This window comes from Hydrogenophaga sp. SL48, assembly GCF_021729865.1.
GTDB lineage: Bacteria > Pseudomonadota > Gammaproteobacteria > Burkholderiales > Burkholderiaceae_C > Hydrogenophaga.
In genome coordinates this window covers 2,611,271-2,627,538 of record NZ_CP063400.1, presented here as the reverse complement: position 1 = coordinate 2,627,538, position 16,268 = coordinate 2,611,271, and the positions used below count along the sequence as shown (strand labels likewise).

Below are 16,268 nucleotides of genomic sequence, written 5' to 3'. Positions count from 1 at the left end.
AGAGGCGACCGAATGAGGCGCCGGTACACTGCCCGGCCATGACTCGACTTGCCTTTCCACCCCCTTATGTGCCCCTGAACGGGCTCGATCCAGCCCTCCGTGACGCGGGTTTTGCCCTCGTCAGCGCGAGCGATGTGCAGCGCTGGCTGCACACCGACGCCGAACAGCTGGCGGCCTTGCACGCCAGCTGGGACGACCTGCCGAGCGACGCCTACCTGATGGACGGCGGCCGCTACCGGCGCCGTCGCCACAGCTGCTTCGTGGTGGATGGCGGCGTGGTGCAGCAGGTGCCGCACCGCGCGCACTGGCAGCCGCTGGAATACAACGCCCTGCACGGCGGCATGCAGCGCTGGTTCGAGCCCATGGACCCGGCCGTGCTCGCGACGCCGCTCTGGCAGCGCCTGCTCGGCACGGTGGGGCAGGCGGTGTCGGCGCTGCGCGGAGAGCGGCCCTGGTTCGTGGAGGCGCACCCGTTCCGCATCGACACCACCGACGGCATCGGGCGGCCCACCCCCGAGGGCGCGCACCGCGACGGGGTGGACCTGGTGGCGGTGTTCATGCTCGGGCGCCATCGCATCAAGGGCGGCGAAAGCCGGGTGTTTGACGCGCACGGCCCCAGCGGCCAGCGCTTCACGCTCACCGAGCCCTGGTCGCTGCTGCTGCTGGACGATGAGCGCGTGATCCACGAGAGCACGCCGATCCAGCCGGTCTTGCCCGGCGAACTGGGCTGGCGCGACACGCTGGTGCTGACCTACCGCCGGGACGGCTTCCAGGGCGGCTGATCCTTCCGGCTGGCCTTGAACGACCGCGGTGCTGGGTTCAAGGTCTTGGCCCCTGGCGTGCGGGGCCATTTTGTTACGCCGTTTTTACGCCGTCGTTGCTTCAATCGAGGCCTTCGGATGCACCCACCCTGGGGTGGCGCCGTTCACCTCCCCGGTTCCCGCAACGTGATCGATCTCAACCAGCTTCGCCTTGATGTGGAAGCGCGCGTCGGCGTCGCGCTGTCCGACACCACGGAGCTGTTCAAGTTCGTGGACAACATCGTGAGCGATGGCCGGCGCGTCCGAACCGGTGCCGTGGCGCGCCAGCTGGCCCTGCGCCAGGTCCGCCGTGGCACCTCGCTGGGTGGTGGTGTGGCCGTGCCGCATGCCGCCGTGCGCCGGTTGCCACGCGCCCGGTTGATCTACATCCAGCTGCAGGCCGCGATTACCATGGACGCGCCCGACCATGAAGCCGTGCGAGACGTGCTGGCCCTGCTCGTGCGCTACCCACCTTCATTGGCTGACCACGCCTTGCTTGACTGCATCCGCGACCCTGACATGAACCCGGTGTTGATCGATCTGTTGCGCCGAGGCCGCTGCGCCGAGGTGGTGGAACGCCTGGCGCGCGCCGCATGAAGGCGGCCCTGTTGCTGGTGTGCGTGATGGCCGACGGCCAGGCCTTGCAGCTGGTCCGGCACGCCTGCAGGCTCAGACAGGCGGCGGGGGATCCCTGGCGGGTGCTGCACCTGGACACGGTGTCGGCCCGCAGCGCCAGCCAGGCGGTGAAACAGGATCTTGAACAGGCGCTGAAACTCGCCAGCGCCGAAGGTGCACAGATCGTGCACTCCAGCCTCCAGATCAGCGCAAGCGGGGACCTGCTGGAGCAGATTGCACAGCAGGCCAAGCGCGGCGCAGTGTCGCATGTCCTGATGGGCGATCAAGCCACGGGCACGGTCTACTGGCCGGGCTTCGGTGAGCGGTTGAGCGATTTCACCGAGATGTTGGGCAACCGCGTGCCCGATGCACAGGTGCACGTGCTGGTGGCGCGGCGCCCGTCGCGCCTGCCCAGCGGCAGGCCGGGTTTGAACGGGGGGCTGGACGCGCTGCGTTCGGCCCGAGGGTCGTGGTGGTACTGGCGTTTGCCGCTGGCGGTGCTGTTGACATGCACCGCGCTGAGTGCGGTGATATCGAGCCAGTTGCACCCCATCAACCTGATCCTGATCTACCTTGTGGGCGTGGTGTACGTGGCGCTCAAGCGCGACCTGGTCGCGTCGGTGGCCACCGTGCTCGGGGCGATCCTGATCTTCGACTGGATCTTCGTGATGCCACGCTGGTCACTCAAGCCCACCGACCCGGACTACTTCTTTACCTTCGCCATCACCCTGTGCGTGGGCCTGGCGGTCAGCCGCCTGGCGGTGCGCGCTCGCGAGGCAGCGGTGGGGGCGCTGGCCCTGGCCGACCGTGCACAGTCGCTCGGTCTGCTCGCGCAGAGCCTGTCGTCCGCGCGCACGTCCGAGGAGATCGTTCGCACGCTGCTGGATGAGATCGAGCGCGGCGTGGGCGCACAAGGCCAGATCCAGCTGGGCGAGGCGCTGCCACCCGACGCGCCGGTCCACACCGTCGCCCCCTCGCCCGATGGCGTGTACCGCTTCGGGCTCAACGGCGCCGATGGTCCCCTGGGCGTGTTGCAAGTGGCGCATTTGCCATTGGCTCGGCAGACCACCGAAGACCTGCACCTGCTGCAGGCGCTGTCCAACCAGGCCGCACTCGCGCTGGACCGATGCAACGCCGATCTGCGCAGCCGTCAGGCGGCGATCGATGCCGAGGCCGAGCGCGTGCGCAACACGCTGCTGGCGGGCATCTCGCACGACTTCCGCACGCCACTGACCGCCATCATCGGGGCCGCCACCACGGTGCTCACGCAGGGCCGGCAGATCACCGCCGATCAACACGACGCGCTGTTGCACCACATGCTCGACCAGGCCCAACGCCTGCAGTCCCTCACCAGCGACCTGCTCGACCTCGCCCGGCTGCAGGACGGTGCGGTGCGGCTCGAATGCGAATGGTGCCCGGTCGGCGAGCTGGTGCGCGACGCGCTGGCCATGACCCGTGCCGCGCTGGGAACGCGGCGGGTGGACCTGCAGGCGAGGGAGGACGACGTGGTGTGGTGCGACGCACGCCTGATCACCCAGGCGATGAGCAACCTGCTGCTCAACGCCGCACAGCATTCGCCGGCCGACAGCGCCATCGCGTTGGCGGTCGCCGTGGGGCCGGACACATGGGCGCTGAGCGTGCGGGACCAGGGCCCGGGGTTGGTACCGGGCCAGGAGGTCGAGGTGTTCCGCAAGTTCTACCGCGATGGCGCCACCCGCGCAGCGGCGGGCACCGGGCTGGGCCTGGCCATCTGCGAGGTCGTGGCGCGGTTGCATGGCGGCGGTATCACCGCACGCAGCGACGGTGGCGCCGTGTTCGAGATGTGGTTTCCCTGCCCGGTGGCCGAACCGCTGCCCCTGGAGCTGCCCGAATGAACCAGCCGCCATTGCTGCAGGTGCTGGTCGTGGACGACGAACCGGCCATCCGTGACCTGCTGCGGACCACGTTGCAGGCCGAGGGCTACGGTGTGATCGAGGCGGCCTCGGCGCGCGAAGGCGCCACGCTGGCGGGCAACCGCCGGGTGGACCTGTTCCTGATCGACCTGGGTCTGCCCGACGGCGACGGTGTGACGCTCATCCGCGACATCCGCGGCTGGACGCAGCGGCCCATTCTGGTGCTGTCGGCCCGCACCCAGGAGTCGCAGAAGGTCGATGCCCTGGACGCCGGGGCAGACGACTTCGTCACCAAGCCCTTTGGTGTGGCCGAGCTGCACGCGCGCATCCGTGTCGCGCTGCGGCATGCGGGCACCCCGGCGACCCTCGGCACGACATTGACCCTGGGCGACGTGACGATCGACCTGCTGGCCCGCACGGTCGCGCGGGCCGGGGAGCCGATCAGGCTGACCGCCACCCAGTGGCGGCTGCTGGAGGTGCTGGCACGGCACGCCGGGCGGGTGGTCAGCGGCCGGCAGCTGCTGCGCGAGGTGTGGGGGCCGGGCCATGGCGAGCAGGGGCACTACCTGCGCATCTACGTGCGCCAGCTGCGCCAGAAGATCGAGGTCGACCCGACCCAGCCGCGCTTCCTGCAGACGGAGACGGGCGTGGGTTACCGCCTGCTCCCTGACAGCGGCAGGGTCTGACGGGCGGCTGACGCCGGCCGTTGCAGCGACCGCATTTTTACGCGGCGTTTACAGCCCCGACCGTACGCTGCGCAACGACCCCGGGAGACCCCGGGTCGACCCGAACCACGAGGAGACATTGGCATGAAACGACTGCTGGCACTGGCCCGGCTGATCGACGCGTTCACGGACCGTTTTGCGACCGTGGCGTGGTGGGCCATCCTGGCCGCTTGCGCGATCAGCACCACCAACGCGGTGGTCCGCTACACGCTGGACTACAGCTCCAACGGATTCCTGGAAATCCAGTGGTACCTCTTTGCGGTCTGCGTCATGTTCGGCGCGGCCCAGGTGCTGCGCGTCAACGAGCACGTGCGCGTGGACATCTTCTACGGCATGTACCCCACGCGCATCAAGGTGCTCATCGACCTGATGGGCCTGTGCTTCTTCCTGCTGCCCATGACGCTGTTCATCGCGTACTCCTCGCTGCCGGTGCTGCTCAAGATGATCGCCAGCCAGGAGATGTCGAGCAACGCGGGCGGCCTGGTCCGCTGGCCCGCGATGCTGACCATCCCGCTGGGCATGTGCCTGGTGGCCTTGCAAGGCGTGGCCGAGATCATCAAGCGCGTGGGCTGGCTGATGCACGTGCACGACATGGACACCCACTACGAGAGGCCGCTGCAATGAGCATGGAAACCTTCGCTCCGCTGATGTTCGCGGGGCTGATCTTCGTCATGCTCATCGGCTTTCCGGTGGCCTTTTCGCTGGGTGTGCTGGGGCTGACCTGCGGCTTCTACGCCATCCACATGGGCTGGTTCCCGGCCTCGTTCATGGGCAACCTGCCGCTCAACCTGTTCGGCATCCTGTCCAACGACCTGCTGCTGGCGATTCCCTTCTTCACGCTGATGGGGGCGATCCTGGAGAAGTGCGGCCTGGCCGAAGACCTGCTGGAATCGATGAGCCAGCTGTTTGGTCCGGCGCGCGGTGGTCTGGGCTATTCGGTCATCGTGGTCGGCTTCATCCTGGGTGCCATCACCGGCACCGTGGCAGGCCAGGTGATCGCGATGGCCATGATCGCGCTGCCGATCATGATGCGCCACGGTTACGACATGCGCTACGCCACGGGCGTGCTCGCGGCCTCGGGCACCATCACGCAGCTGGTGCCGCCCTCGCTGGTGCTGGTGGTCATGGCCGACCAGCTCGGCCGTTCGGTGGGCGACATGTACAAGGGTGCGTGGGGCCCGTCGGTGCTGCAGGTGCTGTTTTTCCTGGCCTACACCTTCGTGCTCACGCGCCTGCGACCCCACGCATTGCCCGGCGTTCCGCCGGAAGCGCGCACCGCCAGTGGCTGGGCGCTGTGGCAACAGTGCCTGCGCGGCATCATCCCTTCGGCCTTGCTGATCTTCGCGGTGCTGGGCAGCATGGGCGGGCTTCCCGGCATCACCACCGCGATCTGCACACCCACCGAAGCCGGCGCGATGGGCGCGGCCGGCGCGTTTGTGCTGGCCGCGCTGCACCGCCGACTGAGCTGGATCCTGGTGCGCGACGCCATGATCGGCACCATGCGAGTCACCGCCATGGTGGTGTTCATCCTGATCGGCTCGCGCGTGTTCTCCCTGGTGTTCCAGGGCGTGGACGGTGGCGTCTGGATCGAGCACATGCTGGGCGACCTGCCGGGCGGCCAGACCGGCTTTCTCATCGTTGTCAACATCTTCATCTTCTTTCTGGCCTTCTTCCTCGACTTCTTCGAGATCGCCTTCATCATCCTGCCGATGCTCGGCCCCGTGGCGGACAAGATGGGCATCGACCTGATCTGGTTCGGTGTCCTGCTGTGCGTGAACATGCAGACCAGCTTCATGCACCCGCCCTTCGGTTTCGCGCTGTTCTACCTGCGCGGCATCTCCGATTCGCTGTTCAAGAACGGCGCCCTGCCGCGCAAGGTCCAGTCGCGCGACATCTACCTTGGTGCGATCCCTTTCGTGCTCCTGCAACTTGTGCTCGTGGTGGTGGTGATCTTCGTGCCACAGACCGTGACCGTCTTTCTCGATGAGAAGGTGGTGGTCGATCTGGACAAGGTGGAGATGCCGGCGGTGGAGGACACCATGGGCGCGGAGGAGGCAGCCGACACCGAAGAGCTGCTCAAAGAGATGGGGCCTGCGGCCGCACCGCCGGAGCCCGGCCAGTGAGCCCGCCGGTGTTCTCCCCGGTGCGGGGCCGCTCGTTTCCTCCCGCTGTCCAGGCGCTGGCCACACTGGCCATGGCCGGCCTGCTGGCCAGCCTGTGGGTTGCGCGCGGCGCGCTGGCGGGCATGGTGTTGCCTCCCGAGCTGAAGCTGCTGGCGGGGCTGGCCGGGCTGGTCGTGGTGTGGCACTACCTGCACATCCTGTTCAGCACCACGGGCATCAGCGGCGAGGCCCTGACTCAGGGATGGCTGTGGCGCAGCAGCGTGCAGCTCAGCGACATTGCCCAGGTGAAGCTGCTGCGGTTCAAACCGCTGGATGGGCTGGTGGCGCCGCGCCTGGTCGTGCAGACGCGTGGGTTCGGCCAGCAAAGCTTTCACGTGGCCGACCCGTCGGTGCTGGCGGTGATCGATGTGCTGGTGCACGGCCGGACCGTTTCGTCGGACGCGACCAGCGCCGAATCGCGCTTGGACAGCACCGCAGCCTGAGGCCACGACGGCCGAAGTGGCGTGCTTGAACGCTGCATGGCGCGCCGGTGCCGATCTGCCGACAGAGTGGTTTCCAGGGCCTTCGTCGAGTGCTTCAGCGGTGGCACCTCGGGCACCGGGACAATGCGTTACTGTGCAGGCCCACCGACCCGTGCGGGCACCCCCAACTTCAGAGAGAGGATGTTTGATGCTTTCATGGCCCACGCTCGTGCCGTTCGCCGCCGCTGCCCTGCTGGGGGGCGCTCTCATGGGGACGCCCGGTACCGCGCTTCTGGCGGTGTGTGCGCTGGCCCTGATCGGCGCAGTGATCGCGGCGGTGCACCACGCCGAGGTGGTCGCCCACCGGGTGGGTGAACCCTTCGGCACCCTGGTGTTGGCGGTGGCCATCACCGTGATCGAGGTCGCGCTGATCGTCTCGATGATGCTCGCCGGGGGTGAGGACAAAGCCACCTTGCCCCGCGACACGATTTTTTCGGCGGTGATGATCATCAGCACCGGCGTGGTGGGCTTGTGTTTGCTGGTCGGCGGCTTGCACCACCACGAACAGACTTTCCAGCTCGACGGCGCCAACTCAGCGCTGGCCGCCCTGGTGGCGCTGGCGGGCCTGTCGCTGGTGTTGCCCACGTTCACCACCAGCGCCGGCGTGGGGCTCTACACCGTGTCGCAACTGGCCTTCGTGGCGGTGTCCTCGCTCGTGCTGTGGGGGGCGTTCGTCTTTGTGCAGACCGTGCGGCACCGCGACTACTTCCTGCCCCCCACCAACGCGTCGAACGAAGACGTGCACGCCGCGCCGCCCACGGTTGCGCAGGCCTGGGCCAGCTTCGGCTTGCTGCTGGTGTCGCTGGTGTCGGTGGTGGGCCTGGCCAAGCAGTTGTCGCCCAGCATCGAAGCGGGCGTGGCGGCCATGGGCGCGCCCAAGGCGGTGATCGGCATCGCCATCGCGCTCTTGGTGCTGCTGCCCGAGACCTGGGCTGCGGTGCGCGCGGCGCGCGCCGATCGTTTGCAGACCAGCATGAACCTGGCCCTGGGCTCGGCCCTGGCCAGCATCGGCCTCACCATCCCGGCCGTCGTGCTCGCTTCGGTGCTGCTCAACCTGCCACTGGTGCTGGGCCTCGCTCCGAAAGACCTGGTGCTGCTGATGCTCACCTTCCTGGTCAGCACCATCACGCTGGCCACGGGCCGGACCAATGTGATGCAGGGGGCCGTGCACCTGGTGCTGTTCGCGGCCTTCCTGTTCCTGTCGCTGGTGCCTTGAGGGGAGGCACCCCCGCCGCGCTGCGCGCGACCCCCTCAAGGGGGCGGCACTGGCCGTCTGGCGAAGCCAGCCCGGCGGTGCCCTGGGCTGCATCGCCTCATGCGCAGGGGTGGTGCTCCGGCGCCAAAGAGAGCCGATACGGCTTCGCCTAAACGCACCATCCCGCTGCCTGGTGTCACCGGGTGTGCCCGCGCCGGTGGATGCGCTCCCGCGAGCCTTCGGGCGTGGTGTCGGCGTGGGCCGTGGCGGTGCGCCCGGCGGCGCGTTCGTCCGCGTAGAGGCGGATGTGTTCCGGCAGGCGCGCGAGCAGCCAGCGCAGCGCCATGGGCACGATGATCAAGTCGTCCAACACGCCGATCACCGGCAGCACATCGGGGACCAGGTCAACCGGCGAGACCAGGTACAGCACCAGGGCCGCCGCCCCGCCCTTGAGCCAGCCCGGCGCCTGCGGATGGCCCAGTGCGAACCACAGGCGACGCACATCACCCTTGACCACCGCCCACAGCACCGACAGTCGTTTCCACATGGCGTTTCTCCTGTAGAGCGCACACAACACACCGAATTGCCACCCGGCCAGGCCGGGCAGTCACAGCACAGTGTGGGGGCTGAGACCGCACATGCAAGAGCGGGTTCCCTGGTGCGGAGCAACGGTGACGCGCACCGTGCAAAAAGTCCGATTCCGTTGTTCAGCCAGTGTTCACAGATCCACCTCCGGCGTGCAATGTCTGAACCGAGAACGCTTTGGTCCCGGCTCCGCCGGGCCGCACCGCGTTGCCCCCTGGAGGGGGTCGCGCGCAGCGCGGCGGGGGTGTTCACCTCCTCACCGCGTTGGGGAAATACATCGCGGTCAGGCTGCGGCTGTGCACCGGCGAAAAGTTCTCGCCCACGGTCGCGGCGCCGCTGCCGTAGCGCCGCCATTCGCGCACCCAGTACAGGTGGTCGCAGACCTCCAGCAGGCCGATGGTTTCCCGGTCGCCGATCAGGATGCCGTGGGCGCGCAGCGCCAGCCGCTGCTTGGCATCACGCAGCCGCTGCAGCGTGGCGTGGGTGACGCCGAACTCGCCGTCGCTGACCACCAGCAGGTCGGCTTCCTCCCAGCCGGCGGTATGAACCAGTTCGATCGCCCGTTCGATCGGCGTCTGCACGTCGGTGCCACCGTCGAAGCTCTGGCCCATCAGGTCGAGCAGGTGCTCCAGGCCGGTGGCGTCGAGCGTGAGGTCGCGCTCCAGCAGCTCGCTGGGGCCGCCAAAGGCCAGCAGGCGGCAGGGGCGGCGCCCGGCGTGGGCGCTGCGAAGGGCCTGCAGCACGCAGGCCTTGGCCACGTTCTCCGGCGCATCGCGCATGGAGCCCGAGGTGTCGAGGCAGATGATCAGCGGGCCGCGCCCGGCGTGCGTGGGCACCTGGCGCCGGGGCTGCTGGTCGGGCCGGGGCAGGGGGCGCGGCGAGGTGTCGCGGGCGCGGTCGTCGTAGCTCAGCAGCTGGGCCTCGGCAAACCGCGCGCGCCACAGGCGGCGCAGGGTGGGGTGGGTGAGGTTCAGGCTCTCGCTGCCGGTCATGCGCGCGAGCTGGCGCGAGCGTCGCACGCCATCGATGGCGGTCGGCTCGGGCCGGCGCTCTTCTTCGTCGGCGGGGTGGCGCGCTGCGGGGGCTTGTGGTGCCGGTTCGGGGCGTGCGCTGACGGCCGGCGGCTGCCGGTGATCGGTCTCGCGGCGGCCCACGCTGTCGATGAAGGTGGCGAGCGTGGGCAGGCGCTGCAGCAGTTCGCCGATGCGGCGCGCTTCCTGCCACTCGCGGCGGTGCAGCTGGCCGGCCAGGTCGTCCCAGCGCAGGTGCGCCAGGTCGCCGAGCGATTGCAGCAAGGCCAGCACCTCGTCCCAGCCCTGGCGTTGCACGTCCCAGGTGGCGCGGAAGCCGGCGCTCATGCGCGCGATGGCCTGCGACCGGGGTTCGTCCACCGGGCGGTCGATCAGGCTGTCGAAGTGCCAGAGCAGGCTTTGCATCACCTGCTGGGTGAGCGGCGGGCTCTGGCGGGTGAGGGTCAGCAGGTCGAGCTCTGCAAGCAGCGGGCGCAGCGCCTGCGTGGCGGCGGCGTCCCCGAAATCGTGCGCCGGATCGGGCAGCGCGCCGTCCAGCAGCGCGCGGAGCCACAACACCAGTTCGGGCAGGCGGCGCGGCGCCTCGCCGCTGCTGCACACCACCGCCCAGCGCCAGAGTTCACGAGGCAGCGCGTCGAGCTGGTGGTAAGGCGCATCGGGGGCCGGGGGCACTCCCGCCAGGGCGCTGCCCGGTGGCCCTTCGGTGCGAACACCCGATGGCCGTGCATGGCCGACCGACCCGCCCGTTGGGGCCGAGCCGGGCGACGCTTTCACGAGGCTTCCCAGTGCACCGGCGGTGGCGCCACCGGGGTGGCGTTCGTGTCCACCGGCAGTGCTGCAAAGCCGTGGCGCGTGGACTGGTGCTGCGCACAAAGCACGGCGAGCTGGCCGCAGCGTTCGGCGTGCACCGCCTCGATCTGCAGCAGCCAGGACGGCGGCAGCCAGACGTGCGCGCGGGCCTTGCCCAGGACCGCGAGGGCCTCGTTCAGCCGCTCGTTGTGCAGTGCCACCAGCCGTTCCTGCAGCGCGTCGCACTGCGCGACGCGCGCTTCGATGTGCACCGGGCTGTAGCGGCGCTGGGCGCGTTCGCTGGTGATGCGCACCATCTCGCTCTCTTCGCCGGGCCGGGTGATGGCGCGCGCCAGCGCCAGCTTGCCCGCGCTGTCGTCCTGCGCTTCGGGCGGGGCGCGGCGTTCGGTGTCGAGCTGCTGCTCGAAGGCCATCACGGCGCGCTCCAGCCCGTCGATGGGCAGCGGCGCGGTGTGCGCCACGGCATCGAGAAAGAACCGTGTCCAGCCGGGCACATGGGCCGGGTCGGCCGCCAGCACAAACGGCAGCACCCACAGGTCCCATTCCCCGACGGCCGGGGCATCGCAGCTGGCGGCCTGCCATTGCAGCAGCGCCACGAGCTGTCGCCAGCGGCGGTCGGAGACCGTCTGGCCCGACGCGGCGGCGTGTTGCCGCGCCTGCAGCAGCAGATCCAGGGCGCCATCGCCCAGCGGCAGCGTCGCCGAACGCTGGCGAAGCGCTTCGATCTGTGCCAGGTCGATCAGGGCTTCGGCGTGCACAGGGCGGTCGTCGAAAGCCTCGGCTTGCAGCAACGCCGCGAAGTGGTCGTCGTCCACCGGCTGCACCGGCACGCGCAGCAGGAAGCGGTCATAAAACGCGAGCAGGCTGTCGTCCTGTGGCTGCTCGTTGCTGGCCCCGATCAGGCAGACCAGCGGCACCGGCACCCGCTGGCTGCCGTTGTCGAACTGGCGCTCGTGCAGCAGGCCGAGCAGGGTGTTGAGGATGGCCGAGTTGGCCTTGAACACCTCGTCGAGAAACGCCACTTCGGCGCTCGGCAGGTAACCCTCGGTCAGACGCTCGTAGCGGTCGTTTTCCAGCGCGCGCAGCGAGAGCGGGCCGAACAACTCCTCGGGCACGGTGAAGCGGGTGAGCAGGCGTTCGAAATAGTGCGCACCGGGCAGCAGGCGCTGCAGCCGTCGCGCCAGCTCGCTCTTGGCCGTGCCCGGCGGGCCGAGCAGCAACACGTGTTCGCCCGCGAGCGCCGCCAGCAGCAGCGCCCGGGCCGCCACGTCGCGCTGCAGCAGGCCACGCTCCAGCTCGGCCAGCATGGGCGCCCAGAGGGAGCCGGGGGGAAGTTGAAGCGTCATGGGATGCCACAGAAAGTGGAAAAACTCAGGGCACCAGTGTTTCCGGCACCCGCGCTCCCGTCAAGGCCAGCAAAGGAGAACCACGCCAATCACCGGAGCGCGTGCCCCACCCAGGATGCGGTGGAACCGGCTTTGCCGGGCCACTCGCATCGCCCCCCTCCGGGGGGTGACGCGAAGCGGCGCGGGGGGAGGGTGTTCACACCCGCTCGAATACCGCCGCGATGCCCTGCCCGCCGCCGATGCACATCGTCACCAGCGCGTAGCGGCCGTTGATGCGCTGCAGCTCGTACAGGGCCTTCACGGTGATCAGCGCGCCGGTGGCGCCGATCGGGTGGCCGAGTGAAATGCCCGAGCCGTTGGGGTTGACCTTGGCCGGGTCCAGGCCAAGTTCTTTCGTCACGGCGCAGGCCTGCGCGGCGAAGGCCTCGTTGGCCTCGATCACGTCCATGTCGTTGACCGTGAGGCCAGCCTTCTGCAGCGCCAGGCGCGAGGCCGACACCGGGCCCATGCCCATGATCTTGGGGTCCAGGCCGGTGTGCGCGTAGGCCACCAGGCGGGCCAGCGGCTTCGCGCCGCGCGCCTTGGCGGTGCCCGCTTCCATCAGCACCACGGCCGCGGCCGCGTCGTTGATGCCCGAAGCATTGCCGGCGGTCACAGTGCCGTTTTCCTTCACGAACACGGGCTTGAGCTTGGCCATGTCCTCGGGCTTGCAGCCCGGGCGGAAGTGCTCGTCGGTGGCGTAGGCCACCTCACCCTTCTTGCTCTTGAGCATGACCGGGACGATCTGGTCCTTGAAACGGCCTTCGGCGGTGGCGCGCTCAGCGCGGTTGTGGCTCTCGACCGCCAGCGCATCCTGCATCTCGCGCGTGATGCCGAACTGGGCGGCCACGTTTTCGGCCGTCACGCCCATGTGGATGGTGTGGAAGGGGTCGTGCAGCGCGCCGACCACCATGTCGACCATCTTGGTGTCGCCCATGCGGGCGCCCCAGCGGGCCGTGAGGCTGGCGTAGGGGCCGCGGCTCATGTTTTCGGCACCGCCGCCGATGGCGATGTCGCAGTCGCCCAGCAGGATGGACTGGCTGGCCGAGACGATGGCCTGCAGGCCGGAGCCGCACAGGCGGTTGACGTTGAAGGCGGGCGTGCCTTCGGCGCAGCCGCCGTTGACCGCGGCCACGCGGGAGAGGTACATGTCCTTGGGTTCGGTGTTGACCACGTGACCGAACACCACATGGCCCACGTCCTTGCCGTCCACGCCGGCGCGCGCCAGCGTTTCCTTGACGACCAGCGCGGCCAGTTCGGTGGGGGGCGTGTCCTTGAGGCTGCCGCCATAGGTGCCAATGGCGGTGCGGGCGGCGCTGACAACAACAACTTCTCGGCTCATGTTCATCTCCTGTGTGTGGAATGGGTGGCAGGTCGGAGGGACCGCTGATCGAACGATCAACGCGCCATGGTATGCGCGACTGGCTTACACGGGCCTTGTGCAGGCCACGCCAGCCCGCGCCAAGGCGTCAGGGGCGCTGGCGGGCGAGCACCTTGAGCCGCCCGTCGGTGGCTGGCGGGCGGGTCAGGAACAGCTCGCCCATGGCCGGGTATTCGCCGGTCAGTGCCGAGATGTTGACCTGGTGCGTGACCAGCACCAGGTTGCCGGGCGCTCGGTGGGCGGACAGGGCCTGCAGCACCTCGCGCGTCTGCGCGGGACCGGCGTCGCCCTGGAAAAAGGAGTTGATCGCTGGCCACACGCTGTGCGCGCCAAAGGCCAGCTGGGCGGTTTCGGTGCAGCGGCACCAGGCGCTGGAGCGCACCGTGGGAGCGCCCGCGCCCTGGGCCGCAAAGGCCTGCCCGACCCGGCGCGCCTGCGCCCGGCCCTCGTCGCTCAGGTTGCGCTGCGTGCGACAGTCACCCAGGCGGAATTCGGGTGGGTCGCCGGTGCCGGGCTCGGTGGTGGCGTGCCGCATGAGCACCACGCAGCCGCCCGCGCGCCACTGACGCCAGAAATCGCTGTCGTCGGCGGCGCTGGCCCAGCGCGTGGCCACGCCGAGCGCGGCGGCGCCCACCAGGCCGCGTCGGCGCAGGTCAGCCGCGCACATCGGCCACCGGCTCCTGGCCGAAGTCGGGGTGGTTCAGAAAGGCGAGCACGCGGGCCGCCGCGTCGTCGGGGCTGCTGAGCTGGCCTTGCCGTTGCAGCTGCACGAAGCGCTGCAGGTCGGGGAACGCCTCGGGATCACCCGCGCGCAACTGCACCTGCATGTCGGTGTCGATCACGCCCGGCGCGAGCGACACCAGCCGGGCGCCGTGCGGGCGCTGGGCTTCGTCCAGCGCGCTGCAGCGGGTGAAGTGGTCCAGGCCGGCCTTGGCGGCGCAGTAAGGCGCCTGGGCCGCCATGGCGCGGCGCCCGAGGCCGGACGAGATGTTGAGCACCTTGCGGTGCCCACGCCAGCCGGCGTCCACCCAGGCGCCGGTGGCGCGCAGGAACGCGCCGGTCAGCAACATGGGTGCTTCCAGCCCGACCCGCAGCGCGGCCGTCAGCTCCTCGGGTGGGCAGTCTTGCAGCGGGCCGATGCGCGGGATCATGCCGGCGTTGTTGATCAGCGTGGCGCTGGCCAGACTGGGTGCGTCGAGCTGGGACAGCCATGGCGCCAGCCGGGCGGCGGCGCCCGCGCCGTCCACCAGGTCCAGCGGCCATTGCATCACGGTGGCGCCCTGGGCGCGGGCCAGCTCGGCCAGCTCGGGGCTGGTCTGGCGCGACAGGCAGAGCAGCGCGCGGCCGGGGGCGATCAGCTGACGCGCCATGGCCAGACCCAGGCCACGCGACGCGCCGGTGAGGATGATCAGATCGTGCATGGCGCCAGTTTGCCAGGACGGGGTCTCAGAACGGGCAGGGCGCCTCGAATGACCGCATGTCGCCGGTGGCCGGGTGCGGAATCTCGATGGCCTGCGCGTGCAACAGCAGCCGGTCGGCCATGGCCTCCTGGGCCGGGCTCGCGTACAGCGGGTCGCCCACGATGGGGAAGCCGATGGCCTGCAGGTGCACGCGCAGCTGGTGCGAACGGCCGGTGACGGGCTCCAGCGCCAGCCGCGTGGTGCCGGGTATGGCGTTGCCGCCCGTGGCGAGGCACCAGCGCGTGAGGCTGGGCTTGCCGATGGCGTGATCGACGATGCTGCGCGGCCGAGCCATCCAGTCCAGGATCAGCGGAAGGTCGATGGTGTTCCAGCCGTTGTCGGGCAGTGGATTGAGCAAGTGGCCGGCGACCACGGCGAGGTAACGTTTGTGCACCCGGCGTTGCTCGAACGCCAGGCTCAGGCGCCGTTGCGCCTCGATGCCACGCGCCATGACCACCAGCCCCGAGGTCGCCATGTCGAGCCGGTGCACCACGAGGGCGTCGGGGTAGGCGGCTTGTGCGCGGGTGCTCAGGCAGTCCTGTTTGTCCGGCCCGCGCCCGGGCACGGCGAGCAGGCCTGCGGGCTTGTCGAAGACCAGCAGGCTCTCGTCGGCGTGCACGAGGTTCAGCAAGGCGTTCACGGCGTCGCTGGCGCCAGCGCTCGGCGGACCTCGTCTGCCGGCAGGCTGCGCGCGGCACCGAAGCCGGCCACCTGGCGCGCCCCGAGCAGCTGCAGGCGAACGAAACGGAAATCGCCCAGCGCCGTCATCGGCTCGGCCTCGGGGAAGCGCTGCAGGTAGGCCCGCCGCGCCGACAGCGCTTCGTCGGTGTCGGGCACGGCCGTGCGGGCGAGGGCGTCCAGGGTCACGCGCGGCAGGGCGTGCACCGGTTCATCCGCGGTCTCCGGGGCACACACCAGCATGGACACGCGAGGTGTGCGTTGCATGTGGCTGGTGTGGGCGGCCAGCGCGCTCACATGCAGGATCAGTTCATGCGCGTCAGGGTCGATGGCGAACGGCACCATCGACACGAAGACGCTGCCCGATGCGTCGAGGGAGCCCAGCGCTGCGGTGCGGCGCGACAGCAGCAAAGCCCTGAGTGCCGTGGTGAGGCTGTGTTCGCCCATGTTGGTGTGTCAGCGAACGGTGAGTTCGGCGCGCCGGTTGCGGGGTTCGGGCACGTCGTCCTCGGTGGGCACCACCGGCTCGCGCTCGCCGCGGCCCACCGCTTCAATGAGTTTGGCCCTGAAGCCGCGTTCCACCAGCAGGTCGCGGATGGCATGTGCGCGCCGCAGCGACAGCGCGTCGTTGTCTTCGGCCGAACCTTGCCGGTCGGTGTGACCGGTGATGACGATCTCGCCACCGCTGCGCGATCGGGCGGCGACCATGATCGCGTCGAGCCCGACCATCGACTCGGGGGTGAGGTCCGAGGTGCCGGGCTGGAAATTCAGGACGTGGCGTTCCGGGGGCGGCGGCTGCAGCGCAAACAGCATCGGGTAGCGCTCGCGCACCTCGGCTTCGCTGGAGAGCGCCTGCGCCAGCTGACCGTTGCGCCCGATCTCGGCCACCGCGTAGGGGCGGGCCAGATCGGTGCTGGCGGCGGGGGTGGTGACGCTCACCGCGCTCTTCACGCCCTCCTGGGGCAAGAGCAGCACCCGGTGGGCCGGGACGCAGGCCGCGCACAGGCAGGCCACCAGGGCAGACAGGAGCGATCGGGAGGGGGCTGGAATCATCGAAATCACCGGTG

The 16,268-nt window shown here is 69.7% G+C and carries 17 protein-coding genes; 8 read left to right on the top strand and 9 right to left on the bottom strand.

Annotated features, from left to right (window positions below; translation table 11 throughout):
• Window positions 1–38: 38 nt before the first annotated feature.
• From IM738_RS12420 to IM738_RS12385, 8 genes are all read left to right on the top strand, one after another.
• A complete protein-coding gene (locus IM738_RS12420; protein WP_236966163.1) occupies window positions 39–782 on the top strand; it encodes a 2OG-Fe dioxygenase family protein in 744 nt (247 codons plus the stop codon).
• 117 nt (window positions 783–899) lie between these two features.
• Window positions 900–1,397, top strand: coding sequence for a PTS sugar transporter subunit IIA (locus IM738_RS12415; protein ID WP_236966162.1), 498 nt, complete (start codon window positions 900–902; stop codon window positions 1,395–1,397).
• On the top strand, window positions 1,394–3,289 hold the full coding sequence (locus IM738_RS12410) for an ATP-binding protein (protein ID WP_236966161.1): 1,896 nt from the start codon (window positions 1,394–1,396) through the stop codon (window positions 3,287–3,289). The genes IM738_RS12415 and IM738_RS12410 overlap by 4 nt, the downstream gene beginning before the upstream one ends.
• The gene (locus IM738_RS12405) at window positions 3,286–3,993 is read left to right on the top strand and encodes a response regulator (RefSeq protein WP_236966160.1); all 708 of its coding nucleotides are present in this window, start codon (window positions 3,286–3,288) and stop codon (window positions 3,991–3,993) included. Before IM738_RS12410 ends, IM738_RS12405 begins: the two co-directional genes overlap by 4 nt.
• Before the next feature lie 123 nt (window positions 3,994–4,116).
• Window positions 4,117–4,656 (top strand): TRAP transporter small permease subunit, encoded by a 540-nt coding sequence (locus IM738_RS12400; protein ID WP_236966159.1) that lies wholly within the window; start codon window positions 4,117–4,119, stop codon window positions 4,654–4,656.
• Window positions 4,653–6,155, top strand: a complete 1,503-nt coding sequence (locus tag IM738_RS12395; protein ID WP_236966158.1) for a TRAP transporter large permease — start codon at window positions 4,653–4,655, stop codon at window positions 6,153–6,155. The genes IM738_RS12400 and IM738_RS12395 overlap by 4 nt, the downstream gene beginning before the upstream one ends.
• Window positions 6,152–6,637, top strand: coding sequence for a hypothetical protein (locus tag IM738_RS12390; RefSeq protein ID WP_236966157.1), 486 nt, complete (start codon window positions 6,152–6,154; stop codon window positions 6,635–6,637). Before IM738_RS12395 ends, IM738_RS12390 begins: the two co-directional genes overlap by 4 nt.
• Window positions 6,638–6,824: 187 nt before the next feature.
• Entirely contained in the window at window positions 6,825–7,892 is a 1,068-nt protein-coding gene (locus IM738_RS12385) for a calcium:proton antiporter (RefSeq protein WP_236966156.1), read from the top strand.
• 175 nt (window positions 7,893–8,067) lie between these two features.
• Here IM738_RS12385 and IM738_RS12380 read toward each other — a convergent pair whose 3' ends face one another.
• The 9 genes from IM738_RS12380 to IM738_RS12340 form a co-directional block, all read right to left on the bottom strand.
• Entirely contained in the window at window positions 8,068–8,418 is a 351-nt protein-coding gene (locus tag IM738_RS12380; RefSeq protein ID WP_236966155.1) for a YkvA family protein, read from the bottom strand.
• A gap of 286 nt (window positions 8,419–8,704) precedes the next feature.
• Entirely contained in the window at window positions 8,705–10,261 is a 1,557-nt protein-coding gene (locus tag IM738_RS12375; protein ID WP_236966154.1) for a VWA domain-containing protein, read from the bottom strand.
• Entirely contained in the window at window positions 10,258–11,643 is a 1,386-nt protein-coding gene (locus tag IM738_RS12370) for an AAA family ATPase (protein ID WP_236966153.1), read from the bottom strand. The genes IM738_RS12375 and IM738_RS12370 overlap by 4 nt, the downstream gene beginning before the upstream one ends.
• A 196-nt stretch (window positions 11,644–11,839) precedes the next feature.
• Entirely contained in the window at window positions 11,840–13,024 is a 1,185-nt protein-coding gene (bktB, locus tag IM738_RS12365) for a beta-ketothiolase BktB (protein ID WP_236966152.1), read from the bottom strand.
• 127 nt (window positions 13,025–13,151) lie between these two features.
• A complete protein-coding gene (locus tag IM738_RS12360) occupies window positions 13,152–13,730 on the bottom strand; it encodes a histidine phosphatase family protein (protein ID WP_236966151.1) in 579 nt (192 codons plus the stop codon).
• Window positions 13,717–14,484 (bottom strand): SDR family NAD(P)-dependent oxidoreductase, encoded by a 768-nt coding sequence (locus IM738_RS12355; RefSeq protein ID WP_236966150.1) that lies wholly within the window; start codon window positions 14,482–14,484, stop codon window positions 13,717–13,719. Before IM738_RS12355 ends, IM738_RS12360 begins: the two co-directional genes overlap by 14 nt.
• 25 nt (window positions 14,485–14,509) lie before the next feature.
• Window positions 14,510–15,163 carry an RluA family pseudouridine synthase gene (locus IM738_RS12350; RefSeq protein ID WP_236966149.1) on the bottom strand — a complete coding sequence of 218 codons (654 nt, stop codon included), beginning with the start codon at window positions 15,161–15,163 and terminating at the stop codon, window positions 14,510–14,512.
• Window positions 15,160–15,648 carry a pyridoxamine 5'-phosphate oxidase family protein gene (locus tag IM738_RS12345; RefSeq protein WP_236966148.1) on the bottom strand — a complete coding sequence of 163 codons (489 nt, stop codon included), beginning with the start codon at window positions 15,646–15,648 and terminating at the stop codon, window positions 15,160–15,162. Before IM738_RS12345 ends, IM738_RS12350 begins: the two co-directional genes overlap by 4 nt.
• Before the next feature lie 9 nt (window positions 15,649–15,657).
• Entirely contained in the window at window positions 15,658–16,254 is a 597-nt protein-coding gene (locus IM738_RS12340; RefSeq protein WP_236966147.1) for an OmpA family protein, read from the bottom strand.
• Window positions 16,255–16,268: the final 14 nt, after the last annotated feature.